Genomic DNA, 26,461 nt, shown 5'->3' with positions numbered 1-26,461 from the left:
TGCCAAAAAACAAAGCTTTCACCCTATAGTTTTACAAACCCGCCTAATTATTAACCAAAGAAGACTGTTATGATCCCGCTTCGTTCCCGCATCACCACCGTTGGCCGTAATGCCTCAGGAGCTCGCGCCCTCTGGCGAGCCACCGGCACCAAAGAACATGAATTCGGCAAACCCATCGTCGCCATCGTCAACTCCTATACCCAGTTTGTTCCCGGCCACGTTCACCTGAAAAATGTTGGCGACATTGTGGCAAACGCAGTGCGTGAAGCAGGCGGCGTCCCCAAAGAATTCAACACCATCGCCGTCGACGATGGAATCGCTATGGGGCACGGTGGCATGTTGTACTCTCTACCGTCCCGTGAAATCATCGCTGATTCGGTGGAATACATGGTCAATGCGCACACAGCCGATGCCATGGTCTGCATATCCAATTGCGATAAAATCACCCCGGGCATGCTCAACGCTGCATTGCGGTTAAATATCCCCGCGATCTTCGTCTCCGGCGGCCCCATGGAAGCTGGCAAAGTTGTCGCGGTTGACGGAATCGCACATGCCCCGACCGATCTCATCACGGCAATCACCGCATCCGCATCCGATGCGGTTTCCGATACTGATCTGGCCACCATCGAAGAATCCGCCTGCCCGACATGCGGCTCTTGTTCCGGCATGTTCACCGCCAATTCCATGAATTGCCTAACAGAAGCATTGGGGCTGTCGTTACCCGGAAACGGCACCACGCTTGCCACACACACTGCCCGCAAAGACTTATTTATCCAGGCAGGCGAAATGATCATGGATATGTGCTCGCGATACTACGGTGAAGGCGACGAATCAGTACTACCCCGCAGCGTTGCCACCAAAGCTGCATTCCGCAATGCAATGGCACTCGACATGGCAATGGGTGGTTCCACCAACACAATCCTGCATACGCTGGCGGCTGCACAAGAGGGCGAAATCGATTTCGACTTAACCGATATTGACGAACTCTCCCATAAAATCCCATGTATCTCCAAAGTTGCTCCGAACGGCACTTATCACATCGAAGACGTGCACCGGGCAGGCGGAATCCCTGCAATCCTAGGAGAACTCCGCCGCGCGGGAATGCTTGACGAATCAGTGCACACCGTCGCATACGACACCGTTGACGGCTGGCTCAATGACTGGGACATCCGTGGTGGTAAAGCCATCGATAAAGCCATTGAGCTATTCCACGCCGCGCCGGGAGGGGTACGCACTACTGAACCGTTTAGTCAGTCCACCCGGTGGGATTCATTAGATCTTGATGTGGAAAATGGCTGTATTCACGATATTGCTCATGCGTATTCTGAAAACGGCGGGTTGGTGATTTTGCGGGGCAATATTTCCCCCGACGGTTCAGTACTCAAAACTGCTGGTGTTGATGAAGAGTTGTGGGAGTTTACCGGGCCAGCTCGGGTGTGTGAGTCACAAGAAGAAGCGGTTTCTACCATTTTAAAGCGTGAGGTTCAGCCGGGTGAGGTAGTAGTTATCCGATACGAAGGCCCTGCTGGTGGCCCAGGCATGCAGGAAATGCTGCATCCAACCTCGTTCTTGAAGGGGGCTGGGCTTGGTAAAGTCTGTGCGTTGATTACCGATGGCCGGTTCTCTGGTGGCACCTCGGGGCTATCCATCGGGCATATCTCCCCGGAGGCAGCACATGAAGGTGTCATTGGCCTGATCGAGAATGGCGATTCGATTACCATCTCAGTCAAGGATAGGGTCTTGAACTTGAATGTTGATGAGGATGAACTCGATCGGCGTCGAAAAGCAATGGCCGCGCGGCCACATCCGTGGACTCCGGTTAACCGCGACCGGGTAGTCTCGAAAGCGCTGCGCGCCTATGCGAAGATGGCTACAAGCGCAGACAAAGGAGCCGTCCGCCAGGTTGATTAACGTGGCACGATGATGGCGGCCATCTTACGTTGCTTTTCGACGCCCACACCAATCAATCAACGCTTAAGGAACCATTAGTTGTGACAGCAGATACTTACCTCGACCGTGTTAGTGATTTTTTCGCTTCCCGACCAACACTAGTTCGGGTGCTTATCGGCCTAGGTTTTGTGGTTTCTACCGTGATCATGGCGTGGCAGACTTTCGGCACCTCCGGACACATCGACATGATCGTTTACCGGGCTGGTGCGCAGGCGTATCTTGATGGCGGTAGTCTATACGATCAACCATTTCCGGCTTATGATCTCATGCTGCCGTTCATCTATCCGCCATTTGCCGCACTGCTTCTCAGCCCGTTCACCTTACTCAGCCCCGATGCTTCAGGCTATGCGATGGTCGGGATTTCCTCACTTTTGATGCTACTGTGTGTGTGGTTTTTGGCGCACTACCTCTTCCCCACCTCTCATCGTGCACTACTTTTTATCGCGTGGGGTTGGGGTTTTTGTCTGCTCGCAGAACCACTGCGCCACAATGCATCCTTCGGCCAGATCAATATGTGGCTGTTGGCGCTGGTATTTTTAGATATTGTGCCCCGCAACCGGCGACTTCCGCAGGGGTGGCTCATTGGTGTGGCCGCAGCAATCAAGCTGACACCAGTCGTTATGTTGTTCGTGTTCTTGCTCAGAAAAGATTGGCGGGCGATTGCTGCGGCGGTTATTGGTGGCGCTGTCGCAACCGGCATAGGGGCACTACACAACGCGAAAGAAACCTGGGATTTCTATACCCATGCAATTTTCGTCATGAATGATAACTCCAAAATTGGGGTTAACGTCGCCTATATTTCCAATCAATCTATCAAAGGTGTTATCACCCGACTATGGCCATCGAACGAAGCCGCTAATAACGCCACCTCAACCATCAATGTCATTTGGCTAGTTCTGGTTATTCTGACAATTGCCGCGTTTTTCCTGGTAATTTCGCGGCTATTAAAACGTAACTTGTTCTTTGAAGCAGCTCTGGCAAACTCTACACTCATGCTGCTCATCTCCCCTATTTCGTGGTCGCATCACTGGGTGTGGTTGCCGCTGTGGCTCCTGATGATTTTCTACTACGCCGCCTCGTTACGAAATACCGCCGTACTGTGGTTCGCCACAGCATTGAGCTTTTTTACCCTCACCATCCCGCCGCATTGGTGGTTGGGAGATCCAAAAGGCGATCAAGACTTCCAACAGATCTTGTACATGAAACTTTTCATGGACGATTATTTCTTCTGGGCGATCATTCTGACCGTGATAATGACAATAGCGGTACCGAACATGAGCCGCATCAGGTCGCAGGTACTCTCTAAGTAGCATAAAAAGCCTTACACGTAACTGGTTTAAAGAATACGAAAAACCACAGCCGACGATTTCGCGACTGTGGTTTTACTATTTTCGGCTGTGCCAGTAATTAGTTGAGCGGGTTTACACCTGCACCAAACCACCACAACGCAACTGCGCCAGCGACACCGATAATGGCAAAAATCCAAGAAGAAACCAGCGGCCGGGTCGCCCAACTGCGGGTGGTATCAAATGAAATTCGTCCTGGGCCGGTAAATTGAACCGCCACCGAAATGCCCATCAAGATAACCCCAAGCCACACCGAATCGGTGGGGTTTAGAATGTTAAATGAGTCAGCGACGTACACTGCATGGATTGCCATGAAAGTGGTAACCACCGTCGCAATCGCGGCGGCAAACGGCGTTATTAGCCCCAACAGCAGGAAAACACCTGCTGCTAATTGCATGGTTGGTACCGCGATCGCCAGAATATCTGGCAGCGCGTAGGCTGCGAATTCTTTCTCTAAACCGTTCAGCCCTGGCGAACGTCCAAGTTGGAAGAAAGTAGATATTGATTCGGCAAGCAGATATAACGCCAATACGATCCGGACAATGAAAATGCCGAAGTCAATTGTGCCACGTTTGACACCAACGACTGGCTGCTCCACATAGACGGGGGTGGTGTCGACAGCCGCGCCAGTAACTGGGGCTGGCGCTTGTGGTTCTTCTGTGAAAACTGGTTCCTCGTAACGGATAGGTTCTGCTGTCTGTGGGGTGTCAAGCACTACTGTCTCTTCGGCGGAGGGTTGCACAAACACTTCAGTTTGCGACTCGGATGCCGCAATTGATTGCGGAGCCGCCCGGCCAGCCTTGTTGTAAACATTTGTTGCTGATGTTGCAGCTTGGCCGCCACCATCGGGAAATGCCGGAATGTCGTCGTCAAATTCAGAAGCTCGATCTGGTCGTGTGTTCTCGTTCATACCTTATAAGCGTAGGTGAGTTTTCTACTTTGTGTTGGTTCAGCCACGCCTAGACGAGCACAGATTCTCCATAATTTTTAGTTTTAACCTATAAACAAGTGCCTAAAACCTGCTCTAAAGCAAACCGCTCCGCATCCGTCACCGCCAAATAATATCGGGTCTTTATTTCAATTTGCCTGCGTGCGTAGTCACACTGATAATCCGGATTTGGCGGCAACCAAGCATCCGCAGTTTTTGCACTTTTCGCACGATTAGCGTCCTTCGTGGTCGCTTGAAGATTTATCGGATCATTAGCGAAGTCCTGCCGCCTAGATTCTTCCCACAGATGCGCCCCGGCATACCAGGCGTCGGCAAGCGCAACCACATGGTCGATCGGAACTTCCTCGCTGGTGCCATTTCCGCGCACGAAGTTAATCGTTGCACCCGTGTAAGGATCAGCTAACACACCGCTTGTCACTACACAATCTCGGGTGCCTGGCTTGAAAGCCACCTCAGTCAGATCACGAGCAAGGGTGTCATTGCGTGTATCGCAACCATTGTGCCCGCCTTCAACAGCAACGTCATCGCTCCAACGCTGACCAAAGGCCTGCCGATTGTATTCTGGAAGATTCGGATCGAATACGCGGGCAGGCAAGCCGTGCAGCATGGCCACGTAGGGGTCAGCGTTGCTATCGCTTATCGACGCCTCCGGCAGTTGGGAAGCCATGTGATCAGTGATGACAGCGCAGCTTGCCATCATAAAACTACAGGCTAGAAGAATAAGTGCAAATGTGCGTTTCACTTTCCCATCCAGGTTTTTAATACCGCAATGACTCAGAAGCCTCAATCACTGACGCAGTTAGCCGTTCCAATGCTGGTGATTCCAAGCGCCACCGCTGCCAATACAGCGGCACTTCCAACACAGTGTCATCTAAGCGCGTAATTTCTCCTGATTCAAGTAGCGGTTGTGCCTGCTGTAATGGCAAAAATGACCAGCCTAATCCCACCCGGGTTGCCTCCATAAAAGCCTCGGCGGACGGAATCTGTGAAATACGACGATTATTCGGTATCTCATCGACTCGGCCCTTTAAATCATCGTCCTGCAATGCATCACGTGGGCCGAACCGTAAAGCGGGCATCTTTGCCCAATCAATCTGACCATCTATGGTGTACCGATCAAGCAACCACGGGTTTGCCACGGACACATACCTCATATGCCCCAATTCGATTGATTCACAACCGGAGACAGGATTTTTCTCACGGGTCACTGCCCCTAAAACATCGCCACTACGTAATAGGTTAAGCGAATGGGATTCGTCTTCAATTCGCAAGGTTAGAGTCGCAGTGTCCCAACTAGCGACATCAGCCAACACCCGGCAAAACCATGTTGCCAATGAGTCCGCATTAACCACTACTGACAGCGGTACCCGCGCAATGCGCCCCCGCAACGTCGCTAACGTTTCGGCTTGCAGCAAGGCCATGCGGCGAGCCGCTTGCACTAGCACTTCTCCTGCTTCCGTGGCAGTTACTGGCGCTCCTCTCCTAAGAAGCACCCGGCCGGTTTCTTTTTCTAACGCTTTGATGCGCTGGCTGACTGCTGACGGTGAGACCCCCAATGTGAGGGCGGCGTCTTCGAAGCTGCCTTCATCGACAATGGCTAGCAGAGTTTGCAGGTGAATCGGGTTCATGAAGCTATTCTAACCTACCGTAACAAAACGTAATTTTACTTAATCCATTAGCTGCGCGACACTTGTGTACATGAGCATCGTGATCGCTGGTTTCCTTCTCGGAATCTCCCTTATCGTCGCTATTGGCCCTCAAAACGCATTGATTATCAAACAAGGTATCAAACGCGAAGCGGTTGTGGCGGTATTAGCCGTTTGCATGCTCAGCGACATCCTGCTCATCCTGGGTGGCACCGCCGGGGTGGGGGAACTCATCGAACGCGCACCGATCGCTTTGGTTATTCTCAAGTGGCTTGGTGCTGCTTACCTGGCGTGGTTTGGTTTCTCCTGTTTCCGTGACGCCTTTAAAAAAGACGCTGGTGCACTCACCGTTGAATCGGACAGTTCACCAGGCACCACATCGCCAACCAGCTCCGATTTCGGCCATTCGGGCGGCTCGGTAACTACCAAAACCACCACAAAAACCCAGCCGCGCACACAAACCACCACACATACGTGGCTCAAACCGGTTCTCGCCGCATTGGCTTTTACTTGGCTTAACCCTGCTGCTTACATTGACGCGCTTATCATGCTCGGCGGCATGGCCAACCAATACGGGACGTCGGGCCGCTGGCTGTTTGCTGCTGGTGCATTGTTGGCATCCATGACCTGGTTCCCGCTGCTTGGTTATGGTTCTGCCCGCTTTTCGACGATTCTCAGCCAACCCCAAGCTTGGCGCTTCATCAACTTCGCCATCGGCTGCATCATGGTGATGATGTGCATCCGAGTACTCATGCACTAATGATCACAAAACTAACGCCCATATTCACAGCCAAACGCTTTTCGAATATGGGCGTTTCTCTATTCACGTAGCCAGCTTCCGATAACACCTGGGATTACTTTGGGTTGTTCACCCAACATTTAAGGTTGACATCTCGTCCACCACCTCATCAAGTCGGATAATCCACACGCCCAGCGCTAAAACCCCAAGAAATAACCAAACGCCAAACACAAATCCCCGACTTGCAAGAAATCAACACTACAACGTCGACGCACGTCCACGTTGGGGGCGTCGACAAGCAAAACTCCGACATTTTCCTCACGTCGGAGAATCTTGGCTAGTCTCAGCCAAAAACCGGCACAGCTACGGCAATCCCCGACTCCATACGACAACGCAAACTACTCGCATTACTTAGCTGATGCCATCGAAAGCTGTGTTCAGAAGAAAAATGGCTAATACGCGAAAAAGCGACATGGGTAGCACGATCTTCCCATGTCGCTTTCTGTGTGGTGACTGTATTAAGAATTGAGTTTCTTGGCAATCAGCTGGTTTACCTGGCCCGGGTCAGCCTTGCCACGGGTGGCTTTCATCACCTGACCGACGATAGCACCAACCACTTTGGTGTTACCCGCCTTGTACTTCGCCACAATGTCGGGGTTTGCCGCCAGGGCTTCGTCGACGGCTGCTTTAATGGCGCCGTCGTCACGCACAACCTCAAGGCCACGGGCTGCGATAACGTCGTCGACGTCGCCTTCGTCGGCAAGCACGCCATCGACAGCTTGGCGGGCGAGTTTATTGGTAAGTTTCCCTTCATTGATGAGCGAAACTACACGGGCAACCTGCTGCGGCGTAATATGCAGCGCCTCAAGTTCGACCCCTGATTCTTTCGCTTTTTGGGAAAGGTAAGAAACCCACCAGGAACGTGCTTCACCAGAGGTGGTACCTGCTTCAATGGTGGCGATGATAACATCTAACGCGCCAGCGTTAACCAGGTCCCGCATTTCAAGGTCAGTAAGCCCCCACTCTTCTTGCAGCCGGGCTTTACGCACCCACGGCAGCTCCGGCAGTGTAGCCCGGATTTCTTCCACCCATTCTTTCGGTGCAATCACGGGCGGCAAGTCAGGGTCGTTGAAGTAACGGTAGTCCTCAGCGGTTTCCTTGATGCGACCAGAGGTGGTGGTGCCGTCAGTCTCGTGATAGTGACGGGTTTCTTGGACGATCTCACCACCGTCTTCGATCACGCGGGCTTGCCGCTGCATTTCGAAGCGAACGGCCTGTTCAACAGACTTTAATGAGTTGATGTTTTTAGTTTCCGTGCGGGTGCCAAATTCGGTAGCACCTTTTGGTTTCAGCGAAACGTTAGAATCGACCCGCATGGAGCCTTGATCCATGCGTGCATCGGAAACACCCAGTGCTTTCACGAGGTCGCGAAGTGCAGAGACATAGGCTTTTGCAACCTCTGGTGCGCGTTCGCCAGCACCAATGATTGGCTTGGTAACAATCTCAATCAGTGGAACTCCCGCTCGGTTGCAGTCAACTAGAGAGGACGTTGCACCATGAATTCGACCATCGCTGCCACCTAAGTGAGTGAGTTTTCCGGTGTCCTCTTCCATGTGTGCGCGCTCGATTTCTACCCGCCATTCAGTGCCGTCTTCCAGCACAACGTCGAGGTAGCCATCATATGCGATAGGTTCATCGTATTGCGAAATCTGGTAGTTCTTCGGCTGATCTGGATAGAAATAGTTCTTACGGGCAAACCGGGACGATTCCGCGATTGTGCAATTAAGCGCTAGTCCGATCTTGATGGCCCATTCCACTCCTTTTGCATTGACCACAGGTAATGCGCCGGGAAGCCCCAGCGAAACTGGGTCAACGTTGGAATTAGGCTCCGCGCCGAAATGAGCGGAGGACGCGGAGAACATCTTGGTTTCAGTTGCAAGCTCAACATGGACTTCCATGCCCATTACTGGCTCGAATTTTTCCAAAACCTCGTCGTAGTCCATCAATTCATCAAAAGCTGCTGTCATACCCAAAAACTATACCGCTAACAACGGAATTTTTAGGATTTAGCAGATGATAAAATCCACGACGCACTATCGCGACAACTACACAAGTACTTGAGAAGTATTAGTAAGCTCCAATCCCAATGCCTCTGCAACCTCGGGGTGAGTCACGTGACCACCGTGTGTATTAAGCCCGTTCGCTAAATGTGGATCGGCGACGAGTGCGTCACGCCAGCCGTGGTTGGCGATTTGCAGTAAATAAGGCAGAGTCGCGTTGGTTAGCGCTTCGGTGGAGGTACGTGGCACGGCACCTGGCATGTTAGCCACACAATAGAGACGCTTGCCGTGAACATCAAAGATTGGGTCGTCATGTGTGGTGGGACGGGAACCTTCGAAACAACCACCCTGGTCGATAGCGATATCGACAAGTACAGATCCATCCCGCATGGTAGAAATCATGTCTTTGGTTACCAACTTCGGCGCAGCCGCACCTGGGATGAGGACGGAGCCGATTACTAAGTCAGCATCTTTTACCGCAGCAGCAATATTAAATTCATTGGAAGCTAAAGTTTTAAGCTGGGGACCATATTGTGTCGCAAGTTGGCGGAGCCGCTGGAGATTGATATCAACGATTATCACCTTTGCCCCCATGCCCAATGCGACTTTTGCTGCGTTCTCACCCGCAATGCCGGCACCGATCACCACCACTTGCGCTGGAAGCGTTCCGGGAACTCCGCCTAAAAGGATTCCCGATCCGTGCATTGGGCTCATGAGATGATAGGCACCAACCTGTGTCGCAAGTTTGCCAGCCACTTCACTCATAGGTGCAAGAAGTGGCAACCCATGATCGCCGGTGACCGTTTCGTAGGCGATTGCGGTGACGCGATTTTTCACTAGCGCATCGGCAACTGCAGGTTCCGCAGCAAGGTGGAGATAGGTGAAAAGAATGAGGTCAGGGCGCATCAAATGGAATTCAGATTCCTGTGGTTCCTTGACTTTTACCACCATGTCGGCGCGCTGCCATACTTCAGTTGCTTCCGGTATGAGGTTTGCCCCAGCACTTTCATACGCGGAATCATCAAACCCTGAGGCAAGCCCCGCCGTTGTCTCGATCAATACCTCGTGACCGTTTTTCACCAGTTCACGTACGCCAGCAGGTGTGAGTGCGACCCGAGCCTCGTTGGTCTTGATTTCTTTGGGGCAGCCTATGATCATGGGCGGTTCTCCTTAGCAAAGATGTCAATCGTAGCTGCGATTCTATCCCGTCAGTCCCCCACCACGCTATGGATTTTCTGGTTCTTTCTTCAAAAGAGTTATTTTTCGCGTTTCAAGATTTTTAGGACGCGAAGCGTGAGCCATGTGTTAGGTTAACGGCTATGACCAACCGATCATGTTTTGCTTATGCTGAACGCGCCACTGATTCGTACAGTGGTGATACCTACCGGCTAACCCGCACCCCACTTGGAAAGTTAACAGTTACCTCTGGCAGCATTGAGGCCTGCGACCCATTTGTATCGCTGGGAGAATCGCTTCATTTTCCCGCCCCCAACGGTGAATTTGATGTTTTCGTCACGATCGCACACATCACGGAAGAGGATGTTCCACACTTGCGCGAAGCGTACCTCAGCGTGGTCTTCAGCCCGGAGCCTGCCGTTCGCTATGTCAACGCCATTCCAACGAATGCAGATCCAGAAGAATTAGATGAAGATGACGATGAAGATGAAGATGAGATGTTTTTCGGGGTAGGCGTCGATGCTGGCACTGTAGCTTTCGTCGATAGCGCAGCAGCCAAAGCGGTTACCAAACACTACCGGGAAAACGGGATCAATTTCAACGAAACTTTCGTAGATAACGATAAACCTGATTGCTGGTTCGCACTGATGGACAGCCCCGATCACTTTAAGGAAGGGCTAGCCAATATTCCATTGCCCTTTGTCTCAGGAAAAGAAAACGTGGTGCTGAGCCACTCCGGTTGGGGTGATGGTTTCTATCCGGTACTGGCTGGATACGGTACCGAGGGAGAACTAGTCAGTTACCACATCGACCTCGAAATAGTCGATTCACCAGCTGTATAAACCACGTTAACCCCCGAACAAAAATTCGGGGGTTGCGGGGTTGTGCCGGATGCTATCCAAACAACGCCTGTGCGGTGCGATAGCGCCCTGGAGATACCGTCTTGAGCTTGCCGACAGCCTCCTCAAGCTCGATGAGTTCAATATGCTCGCCGCGCAGAGCCACGCACTTGCCAAAATCACCGTTATGGCACGCTCGTGCGGCATGTACACCGTACCGGGTTGCCAGCACTCGATCGAATGCGGTTGGCGTACCGCCACGTTGAATGTGGCCTAGAACTGTGGTGCGCACATCGTGGCCTAGCCGCCGCTTGATTTCTTCGCCAATCACCTGGCCGATTCCATTGAATACCTGGTGGCCGAATTGGTCCACTTCACCTTCGGCGAAATCCATGGTGCCAGGCTTAGGCAAAGCGCCTTCGGCTACGACGATAATTCCGTACTTCTCCCCCATTTGGAAACGGCGTTCCATTGCCTTGCAGATCTCAGCAATGTCGAATGGTGCTTCTGGGATAACAATGTAGTGTGCGCCACCCGCCATGCCTGCGTGTAATGCAATCCAGCCGACGTGACGTCCCATAACCTCAACAATCATCACACGGTTATGGGATTCAGCGGTGGTGTGTAGCCGATCAATGGCATCGGTTGCCACGGATACGGCGGTGTCAAAGCCGAAAGTGTAGTCAGTGCCGTTAACGTCGTTATCGATGGTTTTTGGCACACCAACTACCGGAATTCCGTTATCCGCCAGCCATTTTGCACCTTTGAGTGTACCTTCGCCGCCGATTGGAATGAGCGCATCAATTCCGGCATCTGCGAGGTTTTCTTTGATCTCTTCCAAGCCGTGTTTGAATGCGTCGGGGTGTAGCCGACCTGTACCTAGGATGGTGCCGCCGCGAAGCAGGATACGGTCGATGCTTTCGTCATCGTAGAGTTGGGTGCGGCGATCATCCATCAGACCGACCCAACCGTCCTGGTAGCCCACCACTGTGGAACCATATTCAGTTGCGGTGCGGACGATTCCGCGGATAACAGCATTCAAGCCGGGGCAGTCACCACCGGAGGTCAGTGTGGCAATACGCATGAGTTAAATCCTAGTCCACTTTCTTTTGTTTTGCCCGATCGGAAATGTCAATCGTGAGCCAGTGACAAGGGCTTTTAATCGATCCGCACCAATATTCGATTGTGAGTTTTCTCGCACTAAAAATTATTACTCCTGTTATGCATTAGCCACGATTGGGTGTCAGTAATTGGTTATGCTTTACGACGCTTCACGGGTGTGCACTTTGTTTTCAAAACGGGACACGGCTATCAGCCCAGTAAACAGAACCACCGCCACGACAATGATTGAATTGCCCATCGCAGTGGCAAAATCCGTGTTGGCAACACCAATCTGCATAGCTGCCCCGACTGCTGCTGCCCCCATGACGGAACCCAGTTGCCGTGTGGTGTTATAAACGCCTGAAGCTGCCCCAATCTGGTGAACCGGTAGATCCCGCAAACTGGTTGCGGAATTTGGCGACCACACAAATCCATTCCCGAAGCCCAGAAGAACAATTGGAATAAGAATCCACCACATGTCCACCCCGTCACGCATGACTATGACTAGCGAGACGGCAGCAAGCAGCATACAGCCGAATCCGATCATTGACAGGATTCGTGGGTGCATTCGGTCAGATTGTTTGCCCACCCATGGTGCCAAGCCGCCCGACAGTATAGCCATCGGAACCAGCATGAATCCGGCCTGTTCCGCAGAAAGCCCGTGGCCTTGCTGTAAAAACAACATGATGGGCAGCATTACGCCACCAATTGCGAATCCCATCGCAGAGATTGAAAATGCACCTAGGGAAAAGTTCTTGATATTGAATATAGACAGGGGGATCAGCGCGGCAGAATCACGGCGGTCTGCGGTTTTTTGCAGCCAGATAAAAAGCCCAATGAGTACGATGCCAAGTACCAACAAGCCCCAAATCCATGTCGGCCAACCAAGTTCTGGGCCTTGTTGCACGGCGAATACAAGTGCACTCATGGCCGCGATTGATACGATCACGCTGAGGAAATCCAGTTTCCCGGTGGTTAATTCAAATGTAGGTACCCAAAGATAAACCAAGACGAAAGATAGTATTCCCAGTGGCACATTGATAAAGAACACCCACTGCCAACCAATAGTTCCAACAATGAGCCCACCTACAATCGGCCCTAATAACGATGCCAGCCCCGCCACTGCTCCCCATACCCCCATTGCGGCGCCGCGACGATTCCGAGCAAAAAGTTTATTGACCACGCTCATGGTTTGCGGCCCCATGAGTGCGCCGCCTAGTCCCTGCATGGCACGGGATAGAATGAGCATTTCGACGGTCGGTGATAGTCCACATGCTAACGAACTTAATGTAAATATGGTCAGCCCCACTAGATATACGTTCCGTTGACCAAATCTATCGCCTAACCGCCCAGAGACCAATAACGGAACCGCGAAGAATAATAGATAAATACTAGTTACCCACACCACATGATTAAGTGATGCACCTAGCTGCGATTGCAGCTGTGGAGTCGCAACTGCCACAACGGTTTGATCCAGCAGGATCATAAAGAACCCAATGCATAACGCCCCTAGCGCTTTCCACGCATGAGTCTCACTCGTAACGGGTGTCGATTCAGGATTTGTCATTGCAGTGATTCTACGCGCTAGCGCCCATGCGGAAAACACAGCTTTCTGGCCACGGACGATCGTCGAAAAGCAATTGGAACGGTGACAATGCCCACAATCAGGCAGTTTCCTTCGCAAAACATTAAGCCTACAGCAATACTGCTATATAATAAGAATATAACTTTGATAATGTTTTATTATTTTTATCCGCCACCCAAAGGGGTCTCCCATGAAGCCAAAACTCATTATCAGTTGCATACTGGGGTTGGCGCTCTTTCTGCCCGGATGTAGCGAAACCAACTCCGTGGACTCAACCGTTAGCAGCCTTCCTGACGCCACTACATCCGCCGCCTTAAACGGCCTTGAAGACGAGTCCTGCGAAGCTACCACCGAAACAGACATCGCCGCCCTATTCGACCAATGGAATGCAGATTTAGAAAGCGGTGATGCAAAGAAAGTAGTAGAAAACTACGCCCTAGAATCCGTATTGCTGCCCACCGTCTCAAATCAAGTACGACTCACGCCTGAGGAAAAAGAGGACTACTTCACACATTGGCTCGAAAAGAAACCGTCAGCAGTTGTAAACGAACGCTGGATCGAGATCGACTGCAACCAAGCTATCGATGCTGGTACCTACACATTCACCTATGCCGATGGCAGCAAGGTTCCAGCGCGGTACACGTTTATATATCAGCTTGAAGATGACGAATGGAAAATCACCACCCATCACTCATCCGTCATGCCAGAAGAAGGCGCTGATACTAATCAGCCTGCCGCAACCGGAATTACTGCTTCGCCGAAACCCGATCTTGGCGGCGAGAACTGTGTAGTCGCAGAGGACTCAGATATTACCGGGTTATTTGATACCTGGAACGCCGCATTAGAAAGCGGAGACGCTGGCCAAGTTGCGGAATTATACGGCGAGGATTCTATCCTGCTCCCCACCGTCTCCAATAAAACGCGGTTTACAAAAACAGAAAAGGAGGATTACTTCGAACACTTCCTTGAGAAGAAACCCGTAGGAACTATCAATCAACGTTGGATTACTCGCGGCTGCAACACCGCGACCGACTCCGGACTATATACCTTCGCGTATGCGGACGGAGCTTCCGCAGCGGCACGTTTTACTTACACCTACAAATGGGATGGCAACCAATGGAAGATTTCCAGCCATCATTCTTCCGTAATGCCGGAGAAATAAACCCGTATTCCTATCCCACGATTACATAAAGACACCGGAATAGACTGCAACTACTCCGGTGTTTCCACTCGCTTTGCCCCCAGGACTTGCTCTCACATTACAAGTGCTTAAACCTTGGTAATACCGTATGACCACGTTACTGGGTATCCAACGCGCAGCGGTTGCCAGGTATTGGTGTAAGGATCTAAGAACTTGGCTGTTTCTGGGATATCCGCGACCCGCTTCAATTTCGCGATCTGTGTTTCGGTAATCCCCGTTAATTCCCCTCGGGCGAGATGATACCGCATAGCGGTCTTCCCTTCACCACTGATTCGAGCGAAACTTAACCCTCCTGCTTGCTTTTTCGGCACCGCAGTCAACCGATACGGATCACGCTGCAATCCCAACCACTGAGAAAAATCCAGTGGTTGCCTAGTTACTGGATGCAGACGTGGCGTGATCAGTGCCCCCTCGTAGCTGACATCAAAACACCACAGTTGGCCGCGTGACACGCCCCGCAAAACAAAAATGGTGTATTCCCCGCAGCCTTCATCACTAACAAACACAACACCCTGGGTAGCCGGTTTTTCATATCGCTGCGTAAGATATTCCCCCAGTTTGTCGTACAGCTGGTCAATTTCTGCTTCGTCTTCTAGTTCTTCAAATCCTGCGACAAAGTCAGGATTCTCCCACATCGGTGGGTTATTGGCCGCGAACGGGAAATCGGCTCCCCAATGTAGCCGCTCATCGGGTTTCATAAAGAACCTGGTGATAGCAGAATTCGCATTTTCTGAATTAAGAAGATACTCCCGATAATCCTGGGGCAGTGGGCAGCCAAGCTGCGATTCAACCTCGGCAACATGTTCCACAATGGACAAAGTCATATAGATTTTCCTTTATGCGCATCTGATTTCCTGTTGCCTTAGTTCACCACAGTAACGAGAGCCGATAAATATCGCACACCCAAACCGGTGTGCTTAAAACAACAATATATTCGCGGGACCTGGCTTTTCGACGCCAACAGGTGTCATGTAGTCACCTTAAGCTCTATCGAAGTACGTTCCTATGCGGCACCAGGTTTTCCGCAGCGGCAGGATACCCATGAACCACGGGTGGTGCTTGCGGCGTCGACAAGCAATGCTCTTTACCTCATTCCAGCATCGCACTGCCTGCAGGAATTATCACCCACGCAAATGACGGTGCCATCCGAATGCAGGCCGAGGGTATACGCGGCACCTGCCGCAACCGCTGCCCAGCTTGCTGTCCACCTCAGGGTGCGTCGCCACCCTTTGACTCTGAACCCGACTCGACCTATCCCTTTTCCAGACGACGATTCCGACTACCACACCGGGAATAAGTCGAGTTGGGTTCAGATACCCATTCTGGTTGCACGTCTTGTTGTAGGTTTGCATGATCCCCCAGGAATTTCAGCACTAAATGCTTCGCATAATTGAGTGAGGCTACGGGCCCCTCTTATTGATTCTTTTATTGGAAGAAATGAAGTAGAAATCTCCAACTAAAAAAGCGTTATCAATAACGCGGCAACACAGGTTACGCCGATTCGACCAAAAACTCCACTAATATGCTGAACATCACATTCTTCATTTTTGGTTCACTTTCACTTCATAATTGCCGGTCATCAGACCAAAGCCAAAAACGTAAATATTGGTAAGCGATACCAAATAATCATATAAATAATAGCCCCTGAGCTGGAAGAACGGCAGATTTCATTGGTACAGCAGACAGTATCCGGCTTTCATGTTGCACAAAAGCGAATTTGCACGTACGCAAATGATCTACTTAAACTATCAGCAGACGTCTGATTAATTAGAAAAATCATTTAAAACGTAAAAACGTTCATTTATTAGCGTTTATCCCACTTTCCACCACTGCACCAAACCTCAAGGTGCAGGATTCTTTAGATAAGGCTCATCACCATGACCTCCACCCCCATTCGTGTGCTTATGTATAGTCACGATTCGCAAGGACTAGGCCACGTGCGCCGTAATTTAGCGATCGCGCATCACATAGCCAAAACGATCCCAAACGTGTCTGGATTACTGCTATCCGGTCTCGCACCTTCTCATTTATTCCCGCTGCCAGCCGGTTTTGATTGGGTGGCGGTACCTGGCATTTCCAAGGGCGAAAACGGCTATCAAGCGCGCAATCTCAATGAAGAGACTTCGCGACTCATCGAACTACGCTCCGCGATAATTTCCGCCACACTGTTAAGCTTCCAGCCCGACATCGTGGTAGTTGATCGGCATATCTTTGGGGTGTGGCAAGAGCTAAAGGCACCACTGATCGCGTTGAAACAAAGTCACCCTGACACACATATAGTTCTGGGGATGCGCGAGATCCTTGATTCCCCCGAAGTTGCGCTCGCGGAATGGGATCGACTCGGCGACATTGACATAGTTTATGACCTCATCGACGCGATTTGGGTGTACGGCGACAAACACGTCCATGATCCAGTAGTTTCTGGCGAAATACCTCTGGCGTTGGCGGACAAAGTGAAGTTCACGGGTTATTTATCCAAAGGTCGAAACATCACTGACCGAAATTCCGACATCGCGGCAAAGCCTTTCATTCTCACCACAGTTGGAGGCGGTGAAGACGGTTTCGGGCTTGCCCGAATAGCAGTAGATATTGCGGTGCCAGCAGGACACCAGCATGTAGTGGTAGCTGGCCCCCAACTGGACGAGCACCAATTTGAGTTACTTACCCGCGCGGCCGAGAACCGGCCGGAGGTAAAAGTAATTAAGTCATGGCCAGGGTTAGCTAGCCAGATTGATCGAGCTTCGGCTGTTATCTCAATGGGTGGCTACAACACCATCGCGGAAATCTTAGCCACCGACACCCCCGCGATGATCGTCCCTCGTGAAGTGCCCCGCCTAGAGCAATTGATTCGGGCCCGCTCTCTCGCAACAGTCGGGATGGTCGAATACACCCGAATGAAGGATTTGGAAACCCAAGGGCTCAGTGAATGGGTCAAAACTGCAGTTACTCGTACCGTTAACCGCTCATCAGTGTCCCGAAAAGGACTTACTAAAGCCGCAGAGTTTACGGCAGAGCTGTTTAGCAGTGACCGGGTGGAGGTAATGTCATGACTGGTCGCATAGGCTATGTGCTCAAGGTCTATCCTCGGTTCTCCGAAACTTTTATCGTCACAGAAATCCTTGCACGTGAGGCAATTGGTGACGAACTGACTATCTTCGCACTTCGCCCCACCACCGATGCTCGCTTCCATCCAGAATTAGCTCGGGTACGCGCCGAGGTGAAATGGATAGGTCGACCATTCGGTGCAGAGGATTTCTGGCTGCGCATCGGCGGTGCCATCAAGGACCCCGAAATTGCGCAGAATTTCCACAAAATTCTTCCTAAGCTTGCCACGTTAGGTTTCAGTGATGTTTCTCAAGGTATAGAGCTAGCGATAAAGGCCAAGGAAGAAGGAATTACCCATCTCCATGCGCATTTCGCAGCGCTTGCTGGCCGCATGGCTTGGGTCGCCTCTCGGCTGACTGGCATTCCGTACACGGTAACCACACATGCCAAAGATATTTTCCACAATAGCGTGAACATGGACTGGCTACGTCGTATCTGTGCTGATGCAGATCGGGTTATTGCGATCAGTCAATACAATCACAACTACTTGCAACAGGTTCTTGACGGCACGGGTGCAAACATTAGCCTCCAATACAACGCATTGGAGCTTGATCGCTTCCCGTACCATAAGCCGCCTGAGTTGTCTGAACCGCTCAAAGTCGCGGCTGTGGGACGTTTGGTGCCGAAGAAAGGATTTGGCGACCTAATCGAAGCCGCGGCAATGCTGAAAGAAAAAGGCATACCATTAGAGATCTTCCTTGGTGGTAGTGGCGAGTTAAAGGAAGAACTATCCCAGAAAATCAAGGATCTTGATCTTAAAGATTCCATCTCCATGTTGGGACCACTAAACCAAGAAGAAGTGCGTGATTTGCTGCGCCGATGCCACGTTTTTGCAGCGCCTTGTGTGCCAGGTACCGATGGCAATATCGACGGGTTACCCACCGTGATCTTAGAGTCAATGGCCTGTGGCACTCCCGTTATTTCTACAGCCGTAACCGGAATTCCGGAGGTTGTCCGCAATGACGACACTGGACTGCTTCTTGAACCCGGCAATGTTCCTGCCCTCGCAGAAGCCCTAGAAAAGTGCGCAACTGGTGAGGTAGATGGTCTCGCTTTAAGTAGAAACGCCCGGTTACTCGTCGAAAAGCACTTTGACAGCTTGAGCCAAGCTCGAACATTGTCGCAGTGGGAATCCGCCCAAGGAGCTTAAAACATGAATATTGCATACGTCAGCGTTGACCCTGGCATTCCCGTTTTTGGGACTAAAGGGGCTAGCGTTCATATCCAAGAAGTCGTGCGTGAAATGCTCGCACGCGGCCATAATGTCACAGTTTTCACCACCAAACGCGGCGCGGATGTTCCTGCCGATCTAACAGACCTAGATGTCGTTGAAATTCCGGTGGCTAAAGACGATGCTGCGGCACGAGAGCAAGCCCAAATTGATGCCAGCACCCGCTTCATTGAGCTTATTTCTGCTGGAAACTTCGATCTCATCTACGAACGTTATTCTCTGTTTAGCACGGTCATCGCCGAAAGCGCGCTGCCTGGCATCCTTGAGGTAAACGCACCGCTTATCGACGAACAACGTACCCACCGCGAATTAGTATCAGAAGACTACGCCTATACAGCGCTTAAAAACCAGGTAAAAGCTGCAGCTGCCACAATCTGTGTGTCAGTTCCAGTTCGGCAGTGGGTTGTAGATCATACCCATACGGAAACTGCGTTTACCGTCGCGAACGGGGTCAACGTTAACCGAATCCACCCTCAAGAAATTGACCCATCAAAGGCACCAGTGGTTATTTTCGTCGGCACCTTGAAACCGTGGCACGGCGTATCGGTATTACTGGAAGCGGCTGCGCAGGCTACACGCCCATGGCAGTTACGCATCATCGGTGACGGCCCCGAACGGGAAAATTTAACGAAAAAAGCCACCGAATTGGGGCTTGATGTGGAATTTTGTGGTGCGATTGCACCGGAAGAGATGCCTAGCTACTTGGCTGGGGCAAGCATCGGCGTTGCACCTTATCCCGAAAATCAGGAGTATTTTTCACCACTGAAAGTGTATGAATACATGGCTGCGGGTCTTGCCGTTGTTGCCTCTGAAATCGGCCAAATCCCGAAGGTGCTTGATGGGGTGGGTGTTCTCGTACCGCCTTCAGATTCCGATGCCCTGGCACAGGCGATCGACGCTTTAGCACACAGCCCAGAATTGACCGCCCACTATGGTCAGCTAGCTAGAGAGCGCGCACTCGAAAAACACAGTTGGGCAAGCGTCGTTGACACCATGTTCCAACACGCGGGACTGGCGGAATAGGGTCAACTATGCGTAACCGAATGAAGAAAATTGCGCTCAAACGCACACTGAAACTCATAGCGCCCGACGTTAAACCCCAACGAAAATTAATCGCGGGCGGAGTTGTGGCGCTGCTTCTTGAAGTTGTTTTCCGCGTACTTGAACCCTGGCCATTGAAGTTCGTCATTGATGCATTGTCTGTATCTATAGGTGCAGACATAGCGGAATCACCAGCTTCGTTGCAGTTATTGCTGGTCTGTGGCGCGGCGTTGATACTTGTGGTCGCGATGCGTGCGCTGTGTAATTACTTGGCGACGGTGGCTTTTGCGCTGGTAGGTTCTCGCGCTTCAACACTGTTACGTGCCCGTATTTTTCAGCACGTACAAGGACTTTCCCAACAATTCCATTCTCAAAACCGCAGTGCAGATACCGTGCAGCGCCTTGTCTCGGACGTCAATCGCATGCAGGAAGTCGCGGTTACCGCAGGGTTGCCACTTCTGGCGAACGTTATCACGTTGATAGTGATGCTCATCATAATGATGGTGCTTGATCCACTATTGTCGCTGGTAGTGGTGATTGCTATGGTCCTGTTCCTCGTTACATCAAGAGGCGCTTCGCATAAAATCGCTGTCGCCGCACGCAAGACCCGAAAAGCTGAAGGGCAATTGGCAAACACTGCACAAGAGTCCCTTTCATCAATAAAGATCGTGCAAGCCTACGGCCTGGAATCGCTGATCGCTGATCGGTTCATTGGCGCGAATGAAACTTCGCTAACCGCTGGGGTGAAAAGCCGACGCCTTGCCGCACGCCTGGAACGCAGTACCGATGTAATCGTAGGTTTAGCTTCCGCAGCGGTGCTAGTTGGCGGCGGGCTTCGGGTACTAGATGGCGCAATGACTCTCGGCGACCTGGTTCTATTCACCACGTACCTGCGTACCACCATGAAACCGCTGCGCGATATGGCAAAATACACCGGCAGAATTGCACGCGCAACCGCATCTGGTGAACGTGTCGCAGATCTGATGGAGCTTCAATCTGACATCAAATCCCCTGAACATCCCGTTCCGCTTGGCGACAATGTTTCAGGTTTGGTCACATTTGACGACATACACACTAATTACGAGGCGACGAAAGTACTGCGCGGCCTTAATCTAACTATCCACCCTGGCGAAACCGTTGCCATCATCGGCCCTTCCGGTGCTGGAAAATCTACTCTCGTCTCCCTTTTGGTGCGTGCCCTTGATCCCACAAAAGGTACAGTAAGCATCGACGGTCTTCCGCTCACCAGCCTTGACCTTACAGATCTTCGGGCACACGTATCGTTGTTGCACCAAGAAGCCGTCTTGTTCGCAGGCACCATTCGCGAAAATATTCGCTATGGTCGTTTCGACGCCACTGACGCCGACATCGAGGCAGCCGCCAAGGCTGCAAACGCCCATGATTTCATAACCGCAATGCCCAAGGGCTATGACACCGTTGTTGGCGAACGTGGCGGAACTCTTTCCGGCGGACAACGGCAACGCGTGGCCATCGCACGTGCGCTTTTGCGGGATACGCCCATCGTCATTCTTGACGAGGCTACCTCAGGGCTTGATCCTGAGTCAGCTGGGCTGGTACTTGAAGCCATCGAGAAGCTTGTTTCAGGCCGCACCACTCTAGCTGTTACCCACGATGCGGAGGTTGCGCTGCGTGCTGATCGTGTCGTGTGGCTTGAAAACGGCAAGGTGCTTCTCGACGGCTCCCCTAGCGAACTTTATTCCTTCAGCGGAGCCTTCCGAAACTGGGTCGATTCCAAGGAGGATTTTCAATGATGATCCCCACCACGGTGTCGCTGGTTGATCGTTTCACTGATGCGTCTTGGCTCAGTGAAAAACTCGGCCAGAATGTGAAAGCAGAATGGATGCGCATTAAGCCCGCGACATCTCTTGTTGCTTCGCTCCGCAAACCAGATACCCGTCAGATTCTCGGTTGGGTCCGGGTTTTGTGGCCAACCAGCCACAAAAAAGCCCAAAAAGCGCAGCAACTAGCAGAAAAACTGCAGCTGGATGTACGCACGATTGAGTTATCGAACGATTTCATCCTCCAAACGGGGGAAGTGAATGCTGATCCCAAGTTGAGCACATTGCTGCGCCCGTTGCCCGCCGAGGTACGTGGCGGGAAAATTCTTCGGTACAACCCTGCGCGTCGAGTGGTTTTCCGAGTGGGTGACAAAGTGTGGCGAATCAATACCGCCGGTACGCCACCAAAACAGATGCATGATTTTCTCTCCACTGCGGTCCCCACTCAAACACGACATGATGACGGTTCAAACCCACTCTTAAGTGTTGTCGATTTTGTTGGCGACACGGATTTGGAACATAACCCACATGAGTCGGCCACCGCCGAGGTCGGTGCAGCACTTGCCCGGCTGCATGCGTTGGGAAGCACGGTTCCTTCGGATATTGTTGCCGCTGGCCCTGATGTGCGGCACCAACTATGTGCCCACGTGGGAATTTTAGAGTCTTTAGATTCCGGGCTGGCCGCCCGAGTCGCTGGTATTAATGTTCCAAGATTCGAAAAAACCGACCCGGTTTTACTCCACGGCGATTTCACCCCAGATCAAATCCTTTACGATTCCACGAGTGGCCAATTGTGGTTCAGCGATTTCGATCGGGTGCATTGTGGACCTGCGGCCTTCGATATTGGTTCTTATTTGGCAGCTATCGATCCAACGCATCACGATCTATTTCTTGATGCTTATGCTTCAGTAGCCGCTCTTCCGTCTGCCTCCGATATTCGTACCGCCCAAGTTCATGCAGAGCTCATGCGGTTAACACAGCCACTGCGCGCCGCTTCGCCACACTGGCGTTCGCAGATCGCTCAACGACTTGATCGCATTGAGGAGGCGCTGTGATGAAACCTCTTGATGTGCTCTTCAATCTTCCTGATGTGCTACGTGCCTGGCCAAACGTGAAGAATTATAGCCTCACGTTTGAGCAGCTTGTCGACGGCCAGTTGCGCGCTGGTGAAGTTGATGCCAGCGGTAATGTTTCGATCGTGCCGTTTGGCACCGACCCTAAACTTCCAGAACTTAGGCCCCACCCAGGTTTGGTGGTGCACCGGCTACATCGGCGAGCCGTTGTCATTGATATTAATAACGGAAGAGCCATAAAACATTTCGCTAAAGCCGCACCGCCGGACTTGTCGGCCATCGCTGTCGCGGCAGGATTAGGTGCTGCGGAGGTTTTGGGGGAAACTGGGTCAACCATCGAATTTTCGTTGCTTGGTGGCAGAACCCTCATGGAACTTGGCGATGCTTCCTTGCCTGGCTGGCGGAAATTCGCCGAATTGTGGCCCAATTTTGCTCACACTGTGGGTGTGGAACTTCCGATTCATGGTGCGATGGAAGAGCTCGCCACACTTCAGCATTGGATTAACCTAGTTGATAGCTATCAGGCACTACCTGTATCAGTGCTAAACGTCTTGCGGTTAAGCGTCGAAAAGCTAGCTACAGCGCTTAACCAAACCCCCGATGATCCTGTTTTGTTACACCGGGATTTGCACGACAAGCAATTGCTGTGGGACGGCACAACAGTGAGCGTTTTGGATTTAGATACCGCCGCCTACGGTGAAGCAGCACTGGATGTGGGCAATTTGCTTGCCCATGTTGAACTGCGTGGATACCAGGGGGTTTACTCCCATGAAACTCAAGCGCTGATCATAAAAGAACTCGCCTTGCTTGCACACCGTTTAAAGATTTCCCGTTCTCGGTTGCGTGCCTACACCCAATCCGCCCGCCTGCGACTGTGCTGCGTATACGCATTCCGACCTAATGCACAACCCTTTCTTAACCAGTGGATTTCCCACACCTTAGAGGAGAAACAACCATGAAGATTTCAGTAATTGGCTGCGGCTACCTCGGTGCCGTCCACGCTGCATGTATGGCTTCACTCGGCCACGACGTCATCGGTGTCGACATTGATACCGCCAAAATAGAATCCCTTAATAAGGGCGACACTCCGTTTTACGAGGACGGACTCAAAGAAATCCTGCAGCAAAGCCTCGCCTCCGGCAAACTTCGGTTTGCCGTTGCCCCTGCACTAGAGGAGCTTGCTGATGTTGATGTTCACTTCGTCACCGTTGGCACTCCCCAATCTGCGACCAGCGGTGCTGCGGATCTAAGCTATGTAGATTCAGCCTTCGACATGATCCTAGACGCGGTGCAAAAATCCGGTAAAACACCAGTTGTAGTAGGTAAATCAACCGTTCCAGTGGGCACCGCACAAAAGCTTGCCGCCCGCATCGCACCGCAGGAACTCACCCTCGTATGGAATCCGGAATTCCTGCGCGAAAGCTTCGCCGTTCAGGACACCCTGCATCCCGACCGCATCGTCTACGGGCTTTCCGACGACCCTGCAGAGGCTGCTCGTGGGCAGCAGGCCCTCGATGAGATTTACGCCTCCATGCTTGCCGCAGACACTCCACGGCTTATCATGAATTATCCGACTGCTGAATTGGTTAAAGTAGCTGCCAATTCCTTCCTGGCCACCAAGATCAGCTTCATTAACGCCATGGCGGAACTGTGTGAAGCCACTGATGGTGATGTCACTCAGCTAGCTGAAGCCCTCGGCCACGATGTGCGCATCGGCAACCAGTTCCTTAAAGCCGGTGTGGGCTTTGGTGGCGGTTGTTTGCCCAAAGACATCCGCGCGTTCGTCTCCCGCGCCGAGGAACTCGGCGTTGAAGACGCCGTCGGGTTCTTGCGTGAAGTAGACGAAATCAACCAACGCCGCCGCGACCGCGTGGTAGACCTTTCGTTGGCTGCTCTTAATGGCGGTGCGACGGGCAAGAAGATCACCGTGCTTGGTGCAGCATTCAAGCCAAACAGTGACGATATCCGCGACTCCCCCGCCTTAGATGTCGCGCTTCGCCTGCATGATCTGGGCGCACACGTTACAGTCACCGACCCAGAAGCCCTACATGCTGTTGAATCCCGGTATCCTGGCCTGACCACTGAGCGCGATACGCTTACAGCGCTTGACCAGGCCGATCTTGTTTTGCTGCTGACGGAGTGGGAAGAATTTAAAAATCTTAACCCTGAACACATCAAGTCGATTGTCAAAACACCAGCCATTATTGATGGCCGCAATGCCCTTGACGCCGACCAATGGAAGGCCAGCGGCTGGTCATATCGCGGTTTAGGTCGGCACTGACGCTCGCGTTTTTAACGGTGCAGAGGTGATCTTCCAGTACTAGTTCAGCGGAGCCATGTCTGCCATGGGTTAAGCCTGGTTAATACGCTGGGCGAACACCAACTCGACTTTTTCGTTATCCTTCGGCTGATTCCGCCGCCCAGGAAGTGAAAAGGTCGAGTTGGTGTTCGCCCAGAACGGTTACCCGCCTAGCTCTAGCTTCCACGTACCCAATTGCCCGGTTTTTCGTACGGAAAGTATTAGAAAACACAACCGCAGATTTTTCATCCCAATAAATAAAGAGACGGTTAGGTGTTTGCTAGCCCTGTGCCCTGAACTAACCGGGATTTCTTAACCTTTCAGGCCCATTAAAAACGCCGCCAGCTGGGTGTTGACCTCCGTACTCGACTTATTCATCTCCCACGCCATGAAACCCACCACCTATTCATGAAAAGGTCGAGTTGCTCTAATAAGACCACACCTTTAACCTGCCTAGCTTGAGTTTTTGCATGCTCCACCCCGCAACTTCAACGCCAACCGCCCCCAAGCCAGGGTGCCAAACATACTGTGGCGCTTAGCCGAACCTACTTGCTTGTTCAACCAACTGTGATATGCAGCTTGTACCACGTTCAAGCGACGTCCGCAGTTGGGTGTCGGTTGCATTGGTGTAGTAAAAGTCCCAGTACGCGGTCACTGCCACGTCCCATTCCACAAATACCCGCCCCGGCGCGGTCCGTTGATTAAGCTGTGCGCATTTTTGCTTGGCCACCTTTACTCGCGCTCGTTCGTACATCCGGTCGTCGTAATTGCGGCAGGTGAGCCGTACCCAGTCGTGATGGGGTTCGATCTTAAAGCTCAATGGAGAGTCCACAACGTGGGCAGCTAGAAGTGTAGTGAGATGTCTTGCTCTGGCAATATCATATGCTTCGTTACGATGGTGAGTTGAAATGGCGGGAAGTTGTATGCCGAGATCAATGGCTAGAATTTTAAACTCGCGGTGGACAAAGCTCAGCAAGCCTGGCTGATAGCCGACGACCATATCCGCGAAGAACTCGATGACGAGTTGCCGCGCTCCGTTGTCGCTGGTCCCGAGGGTAAGTCGGCAGGGTGATTGCTCGGGTTGTTCGATTGTTCGCAGTTTTGTAGGGAAAGTCGTTTTCAACCCAATTGCTTCGGAGTCTGCGTATTCTGTGGCTTCAATTATCATGTCACGATGATCCAGCCACACCGCAGTTGGCCATATGGGTAGCGGTGTAATTCCCAGTGTGACAGCTTCCTCAGCGATCTTATCAAGCATCGTGATCCTTGGCCTTTGTTTCCCTGATCTCGTTGGTTGCGGTTTTGGGCAGGTGGGCCAGAG

The 26,461-nt window shown here is 51.9% G+C and carries 23 protein-coding genes; 13 read left to right on the top strand and 10 right to left on the bottom strand.

The features are described from left to right. Positions 1-69: 69 nt before the first annotated feature. Both ilvD and CMUST_RS06815 read left to right on the top strand, forming a co-directional pair. Positions 70-1,911, top strand: coding sequence for a dihydroxy-acid dehydratase (ilvD, locus tag CMUST_RS06820; RefSeq protein ID WP_047261890.1), 1,842 nt, complete (start codon positions 70-72; stop codon positions 1,909-1,911). Positions 1,912-1,991: 80 nt separating this feature from the next. Then, complete coding sequence (locus CMUST_RS06815) at positions 1,992-3,260, top strand: glycosyltransferase family 87 protein (protein WP_047261889.1); 1,269 nt, start codon at positions 1,992-1,994, stop codon at positions 3,258-3,260. 97 nt (positions 3,261-3,357) lie between these two features. Here CMUST_RS06815 and CMUST_RS06810 read toward each other — a convergent pair whose 3' ends face one another. From CMUST_RS06810 to CMUST_RS06800, 3 genes are all read right to left on the bottom strand, one after another. Further along, positions 3,358-4,206, bottom strand: coding sequence for a DoxX family protein (locus CMUST_RS06810; protein ID WP_047261888.1), 849 nt, complete (start codon positions 4,204-4,206; stop codon positions 3,358-3,360). An 88-nt stretch (positions 4,207-4,294) separates the two neighbouring features. Beyond that, positions 4,295-4,912: an HNH endonuclease family protein gene (locus CMUST_RS06805; RefSeq protein WP_236690175.1), complete on the bottom strand. Its 618-nt coding sequence runs from the start codon at positions 4,910-4,912 to the stop codon at positions 4,295-4,297. A gap of 91 nt (positions 4,913-5,003) precedes the next feature. Then, positions 5,004-5,873 carry a LysR family transcriptional regulator ArgP gene (locus CMUST_RS06800; RefSeq protein WP_047261886.1) on the bottom strand — a complete coding sequence of 290 codons (870 nt, stop codon included), beginning with the start codon at positions 5,871-5,873 and terminating at the stop codon, positions 5,004-5,006. Between the two features lie 70 nt (positions 5,874-5,943). Between CMUST_RS06800 and CMUST_RS06795 the strand changes: the two genes are divergently transcribed. Further along, positions 5,944-6,651 carry a LysE/ArgO family amino acid transporter gene (locus CMUST_RS06795; RefSeq protein WP_047261885.1) on the top strand — a complete coding sequence of 236 codons (708 nt, stop codon included), beginning with the start codon at positions 5,944-5,946 and terminating at the stop codon, positions 6,649-6,651. 497 nt (positions 6,652-7,148) lie between these two features. Here CMUST_RS06795 and gatB read toward each other — a convergent pair whose 3' ends face one another. Together gatB and ald are read right to left on the bottom strand one after the other, a co-directional pair. Continuing rightward, positions 7,149-8,657: an Asp-tRNA(Asn)/Glu-tRNA(Gln) amidotransferase subunit GatB gene (gatB, locus tag CMUST_RS06790; protein ID WP_047261884.1), complete on the bottom strand. Its 1,509-nt coding sequence runs from the start codon at positions 8,655-8,657 to the stop codon at positions 7,149-7,151. 78 nt (positions 8,658-8,735) lie between these two features. After that, on the bottom strand, positions 8,736-9,848 hold the full coding sequence (gene ald / locus CMUST_RS06785; RefSeq protein ID WP_047261883.1) for an alanine dehydrogenase: 1,113 nt from the start codon (positions 9,846-9,848) through the stop codon (positions 8,736-8,738). A gap of 161 nt (positions 9,849-10,009) precedes the next feature. Here ald and CMUST_RS06780 point away from each other — a divergent pair, with 161 nt between their 5' ends. Further along, positions 10,010-10,708 (top strand): DUF4241 domain-containing protein, encoded by a 699-nt coding sequence (locus CMUST_RS06780; RefSeq protein WP_047261882.1) that lies wholly within the window; start codon positions 10,010-10,012, stop codon positions 10,706-10,708. Between the two features lie 52 nt (positions 10,709-10,760). On the opposite strand, the gene CMUST_RS06775 is transcribed toward CMUST_RS06780, so the two are convergent. Both CMUST_RS06775 and CMUST_RS06770 read right to left on the bottom strand, forming a co-directional pair. Continuing rightward, complete coding sequence (locus CMUST_RS06775; protein ID WP_047261881.1) at positions 10,761-11,789, bottom strand: 6-phosphofructokinase; 1,029 nt, start codon at positions 11,787-11,789, stop codon at positions 10,761-10,763. 177 nt (positions 11,790-11,966) lie between these two features. Continuing rightward, a complete protein-coding gene (locus CMUST_RS06770) occupies positions 11,967-13,373 on the bottom strand; it encodes a DHA2 family efflux MFS transporter permease subunit (protein ID WP_047261880.1) in 1,407 nt (468 codons plus the stop codon). 208 nt (positions 13,374-13,581) lie between these two features. Between CMUST_RS06770 and CMUST_RS16950 the strand changes: the two genes are divergently transcribed. After that, positions 13,582-14,553 (top strand): SgcJ/EcaC family oxidoreductase, encoded by a 972-nt coding sequence (locus CMUST_RS16950; protein WP_201779228.1) that lies wholly within the window; start codon positions 13,582-13,584, stop codon positions 14,551-14,553. Between the two features lie 107 nt (positions 14,554-14,660). Here the strand turns inward: CMUST_RS16950 and CMUST_RS06755 are convergent, their stop codons facing one another. Then, on the bottom strand, positions 14,661-15,416 hold the full coding sequence (locus CMUST_RS06755) for an SMI1/KNR4 family protein (RefSeq protein WP_047261879.1): 756 nt from the start codon (positions 15,414-15,416) through the stop codon (positions 14,661-14,663). An 87-nt stretch (positions 15,417-15,503) separates the two neighbouring features. Here CMUST_RS06755 and CMUST_RS17285 point away from each other — a divergent pair, with 87 nt between their 5' ends. From CMUST_RS17285 to CMUST_RS06720, 8 genes are all read left to right on the top strand, one after another. Further along, complete coding sequence (locus tag CMUST_RS17285; protein ID WP_236690174.1) at positions 15,504-15,986, top strand: hypothetical protein; 483 nt, start codon at positions 15,504-15,506, stop codon at positions 15,984-15,986. Positions 15,987-16,469: 483 nt separating this feature from the next. Continuing rightward, on the top strand, positions 16,470-17,642 hold the full coding sequence (locus tag CMUST_RS06750) for a glycosyltransferase family protein (RefSeq protein WP_047261878.1): 1,173 nt from the start codon (positions 16,470-16,472) through the stop codon (positions 17,640-17,642). Continuing rightward, positions 17,639-18,847, top strand: a complete 1,209-nt coding sequence (locus CMUST_RS06745; RefSeq protein WP_047261877.1) for a glycosyltransferase family 4 protein — start codon at positions 17,639-17,641, stop codon at positions 18,845-18,847. The genes CMUST_RS06750 and CMUST_RS06745 overlap by 4 nt, the downstream gene beginning before the upstream one ends. A 3-nt stretch (positions 18,848-18,850) precedes the next feature. Next, entirely contained in the window at positions 18,851-19,951 is a 1,101-nt protein-coding gene (locus tag CMUST_RS06740) for a glycosyltransferase family 4 protein (protein ID WP_047261876.1), read from the top strand. An 8-nt stretch (positions 19,952-19,959) separates the two neighbouring features. Next, positions 19,960-21,741 (top strand): ABC transporter ATP-binding protein, encoded by a 1,782-nt coding sequence (locus CMUST_RS06735; protein ID WP_047261875.1) that lies wholly within the window; start codon positions 19,960-19,962, stop codon positions 21,739-21,741. Continuing rightward, positions 21,738-22,823 (top strand): phosphotransferase, encoded by a 1,086-nt coding sequence (locus CMUST_RS15925; protein ID WP_052844569.1) that lies wholly within the window; start codon positions 21,738-21,740, stop codon positions 22,821-22,823. Before CMUST_RS06735 ends, CMUST_RS15925 begins: the two co-directional genes overlap by 4 nt. Next, positions 22,823-23,800 (top strand): phosphotransferase family protein, encoded by a 978-nt coding sequence (locus CMUST_RS06725; protein ID WP_047261874.1) that lies wholly within the window; start codon positions 22,823-22,825, stop codon positions 23,798-23,800. Before CMUST_RS15925 ends, CMUST_RS06725 begins: the two co-directional genes overlap by 1 nt. After that, positions 23,797-25,122 (top strand): UDP-glucose dehydrogenase family protein, encoded by a 1,326-nt coding sequence (locus CMUST_RS06720; RefSeq protein WP_047261873.1) that lies wholly within the window; start codon positions 23,797-23,799, stop codon positions 25,120-25,122. Before CMUST_RS06725 ends, CMUST_RS06720 begins: the two co-directional genes overlap by 4 nt. A gap of 115 nt (positions 25,123-25,237) precedes the next feature. On the opposite strand, the gene CMUST_RS17120 is transcribed toward CMUST_RS06720, so the two are convergent. Both CMUST_RS17120 and CMUST_RS06715 read right to left on the bottom strand, forming a co-directional pair. Beyond that, positions 25,238-25,372 (bottom strand): hypothetical protein, encoded by a 135-nt coding sequence (locus tag CMUST_RS17120; RefSeq protein WP_269082587.1) that lies wholly within the window; start codon positions 25,370-25,372, stop codon positions 25,238-25,240. Between the two features lie 303 nt (positions 25,373-25,675). Then, on the bottom strand, positions 25,676-26,398 hold the full coding sequence (locus tag CMUST_RS06715) for a hypothetical protein (protein WP_047261872.1): 723 nt from the start codon (positions 26,396-26,398) through the stop codon (positions 25,676-25,678). Between the last annotated feature and the right edge of the window lie 63 nt (positions 26,399-26,461).

The sequence above is a fragment of the Corynebacterium mustelae genome (genome assembly GCF_001020985.1).
Classification (GTDB): Bacteria; Actinomycetota; Actinomycetes; order Mycobacteriales; family Mycobacteriaceae; genus Corynebacterium; species Corynebacterium mustelae.
This window is presented reverse-complemented; position numbering and strand designations above follow the sequence as displayed.

What these genes read in the sequence shown, in the direction of transcription:
- ilvD (WP_047261890.1), top strand. Translation starts at nt 70, where the DNA reads ATGATCCCGCTTCGTTCCCGCATCACCACCGTTGGCCGTAATGCCTCA.
- CMUST_RS06810 (WP_047261888.1), bottom strand. Translation starts at nt 4,206, where the DNA reads ATGAACGAGAACACACGACCAGATCGAGCTTCTGAATTTGACGACGAC.
- CMUST_RS06805 (WP_236690175.1), bottom strand. Translation starts at nt 4,912, where the DNA reads ATGGCTTCCCAACTGCCGGAGGCGTCGATAAGCGATAGCAACGCTGAC.
- CMUST_RS06800 (WP_047261886.1), bottom strand. Translation starts at nt 5,873, where the DNA reads ATGAACCCGATTCACCTGCAAACTCTGCTAGCCATTGTCGATGAAGGC.
- CMUST_RS06795 (WP_047261885.1), top strand. Translation starts at nt 5,944, where the DNA reads ATGAGCATCGTGATCGCTGGTTTCCTTCTCGGAATCTCCCTTATCGTC.
- gatB (WP_047261884.1), bottom strand. Translation starts at nt 8,657, where the DNA reads ATGACAGCAGCTTTTGATGAATTGATGGACTACGACGAGGTTTTGGAA.
- ald (WP_047261883.1), bottom strand. Translation starts at nt 9,848, where the DNA reads ATGATCATAGGCTGCCCCAAAGAAATCAAGACCAACGAGGCTCGGGTC.
- CMUST_RS06780 (WP_047261882.1), top strand. Translation starts at nt 10,010, where the DNA reads ATGACCAACCGATCATGTTTTGCTTATGCTGAACGCGCCACTGATTCG.
- CMUST_RS06775 (WP_047261881.1), bottom strand. Translation starts at nt 11,789, where the DNA reads ATGCGTATTGCCACACTGACCTCCGGTGGTGACTGCCCCGGCTTGAAT.
- CMUST_RS06770 (WP_047261880.1), bottom strand. Translation starts at nt 13,373, where the DNA reads ATGACAAATCCTGAATCGACACCCGTTACGAGTGAGACTCATGCGTGG.
- CMUST_RS16950 (WP_201779228.1), top strand. Translation starts at nt 13,582, where the DNA reads ATGAAGCCAAAACTCATTATCAGTTGCATACTGGGGTTGGCGCTCTTT.
- CMUST_RS06755 (WP_047261879.1), bottom strand. Translation starts at nt 15,416, where the DNA reads ATGACTTTGTCCATTGTGGAACATGTTGCCGAGGTTGAATCGCAGCTT.
- CMUST_RS06750 (WP_047261878.1), top strand. Translation starts at nt 16,470, where the DNA reads ATGACCTCCACCCCCATTCGTGTGCTTATGTATAGTCACGATTCGCAA.
- CMUST_RS06745 (WP_047261877.1), top strand. Translation starts at nt 17,639, where the DNA reads ATGACTGGTCGCATAGGCTATGTGCTCAAGGTCTATCCTCGGTTCTCC.
- CMUST_RS06740 (WP_047261876.1), top strand. Translation starts at nt 18,851, where the DNA reads ATGAATATTGCATACGTCAGCGTTGACCCTGGCATTCCCGTTTTTGGG.
- CMUST_RS06735 (WP_047261875.1), top strand. Translation starts at nt 19,960, where the DNA reads ATGCGTAACCGAATGAAGAAAATTGCGCTCAAACGCACACTGAAACTC.
- CMUST_RS15925 (WP_052844569.1), top strand. Translation starts at nt 21,738, where the DNA reads ATGATGATCCCCACCACGGTGTCGCTGGTTGATCGTTTCACTGATGCG.
- CMUST_RS06725 (WP_047261874.1), top strand. Translation starts at nt 22,823, where the DNA reads ATGAAACCTCTTGATGTGCTCTTCAATCTTCCTGATGTGCTACGTGCC.
- CMUST_RS06720 (WP_047261873.1), top strand. Translation starts at nt 23,797, where the DNA reads ATGAAGATTTCAGTAATTGGCTGCGGCTACCTCGGTGCCGTCCACGCT.
- CMUST_RS06715 (WP_047261872.1), bottom strand. Translation starts at nt 26,398, where the DNA reads ATGCTTGATAAGATCGCTGAGGAAGCTGTCACACTGGGAATTACACCG.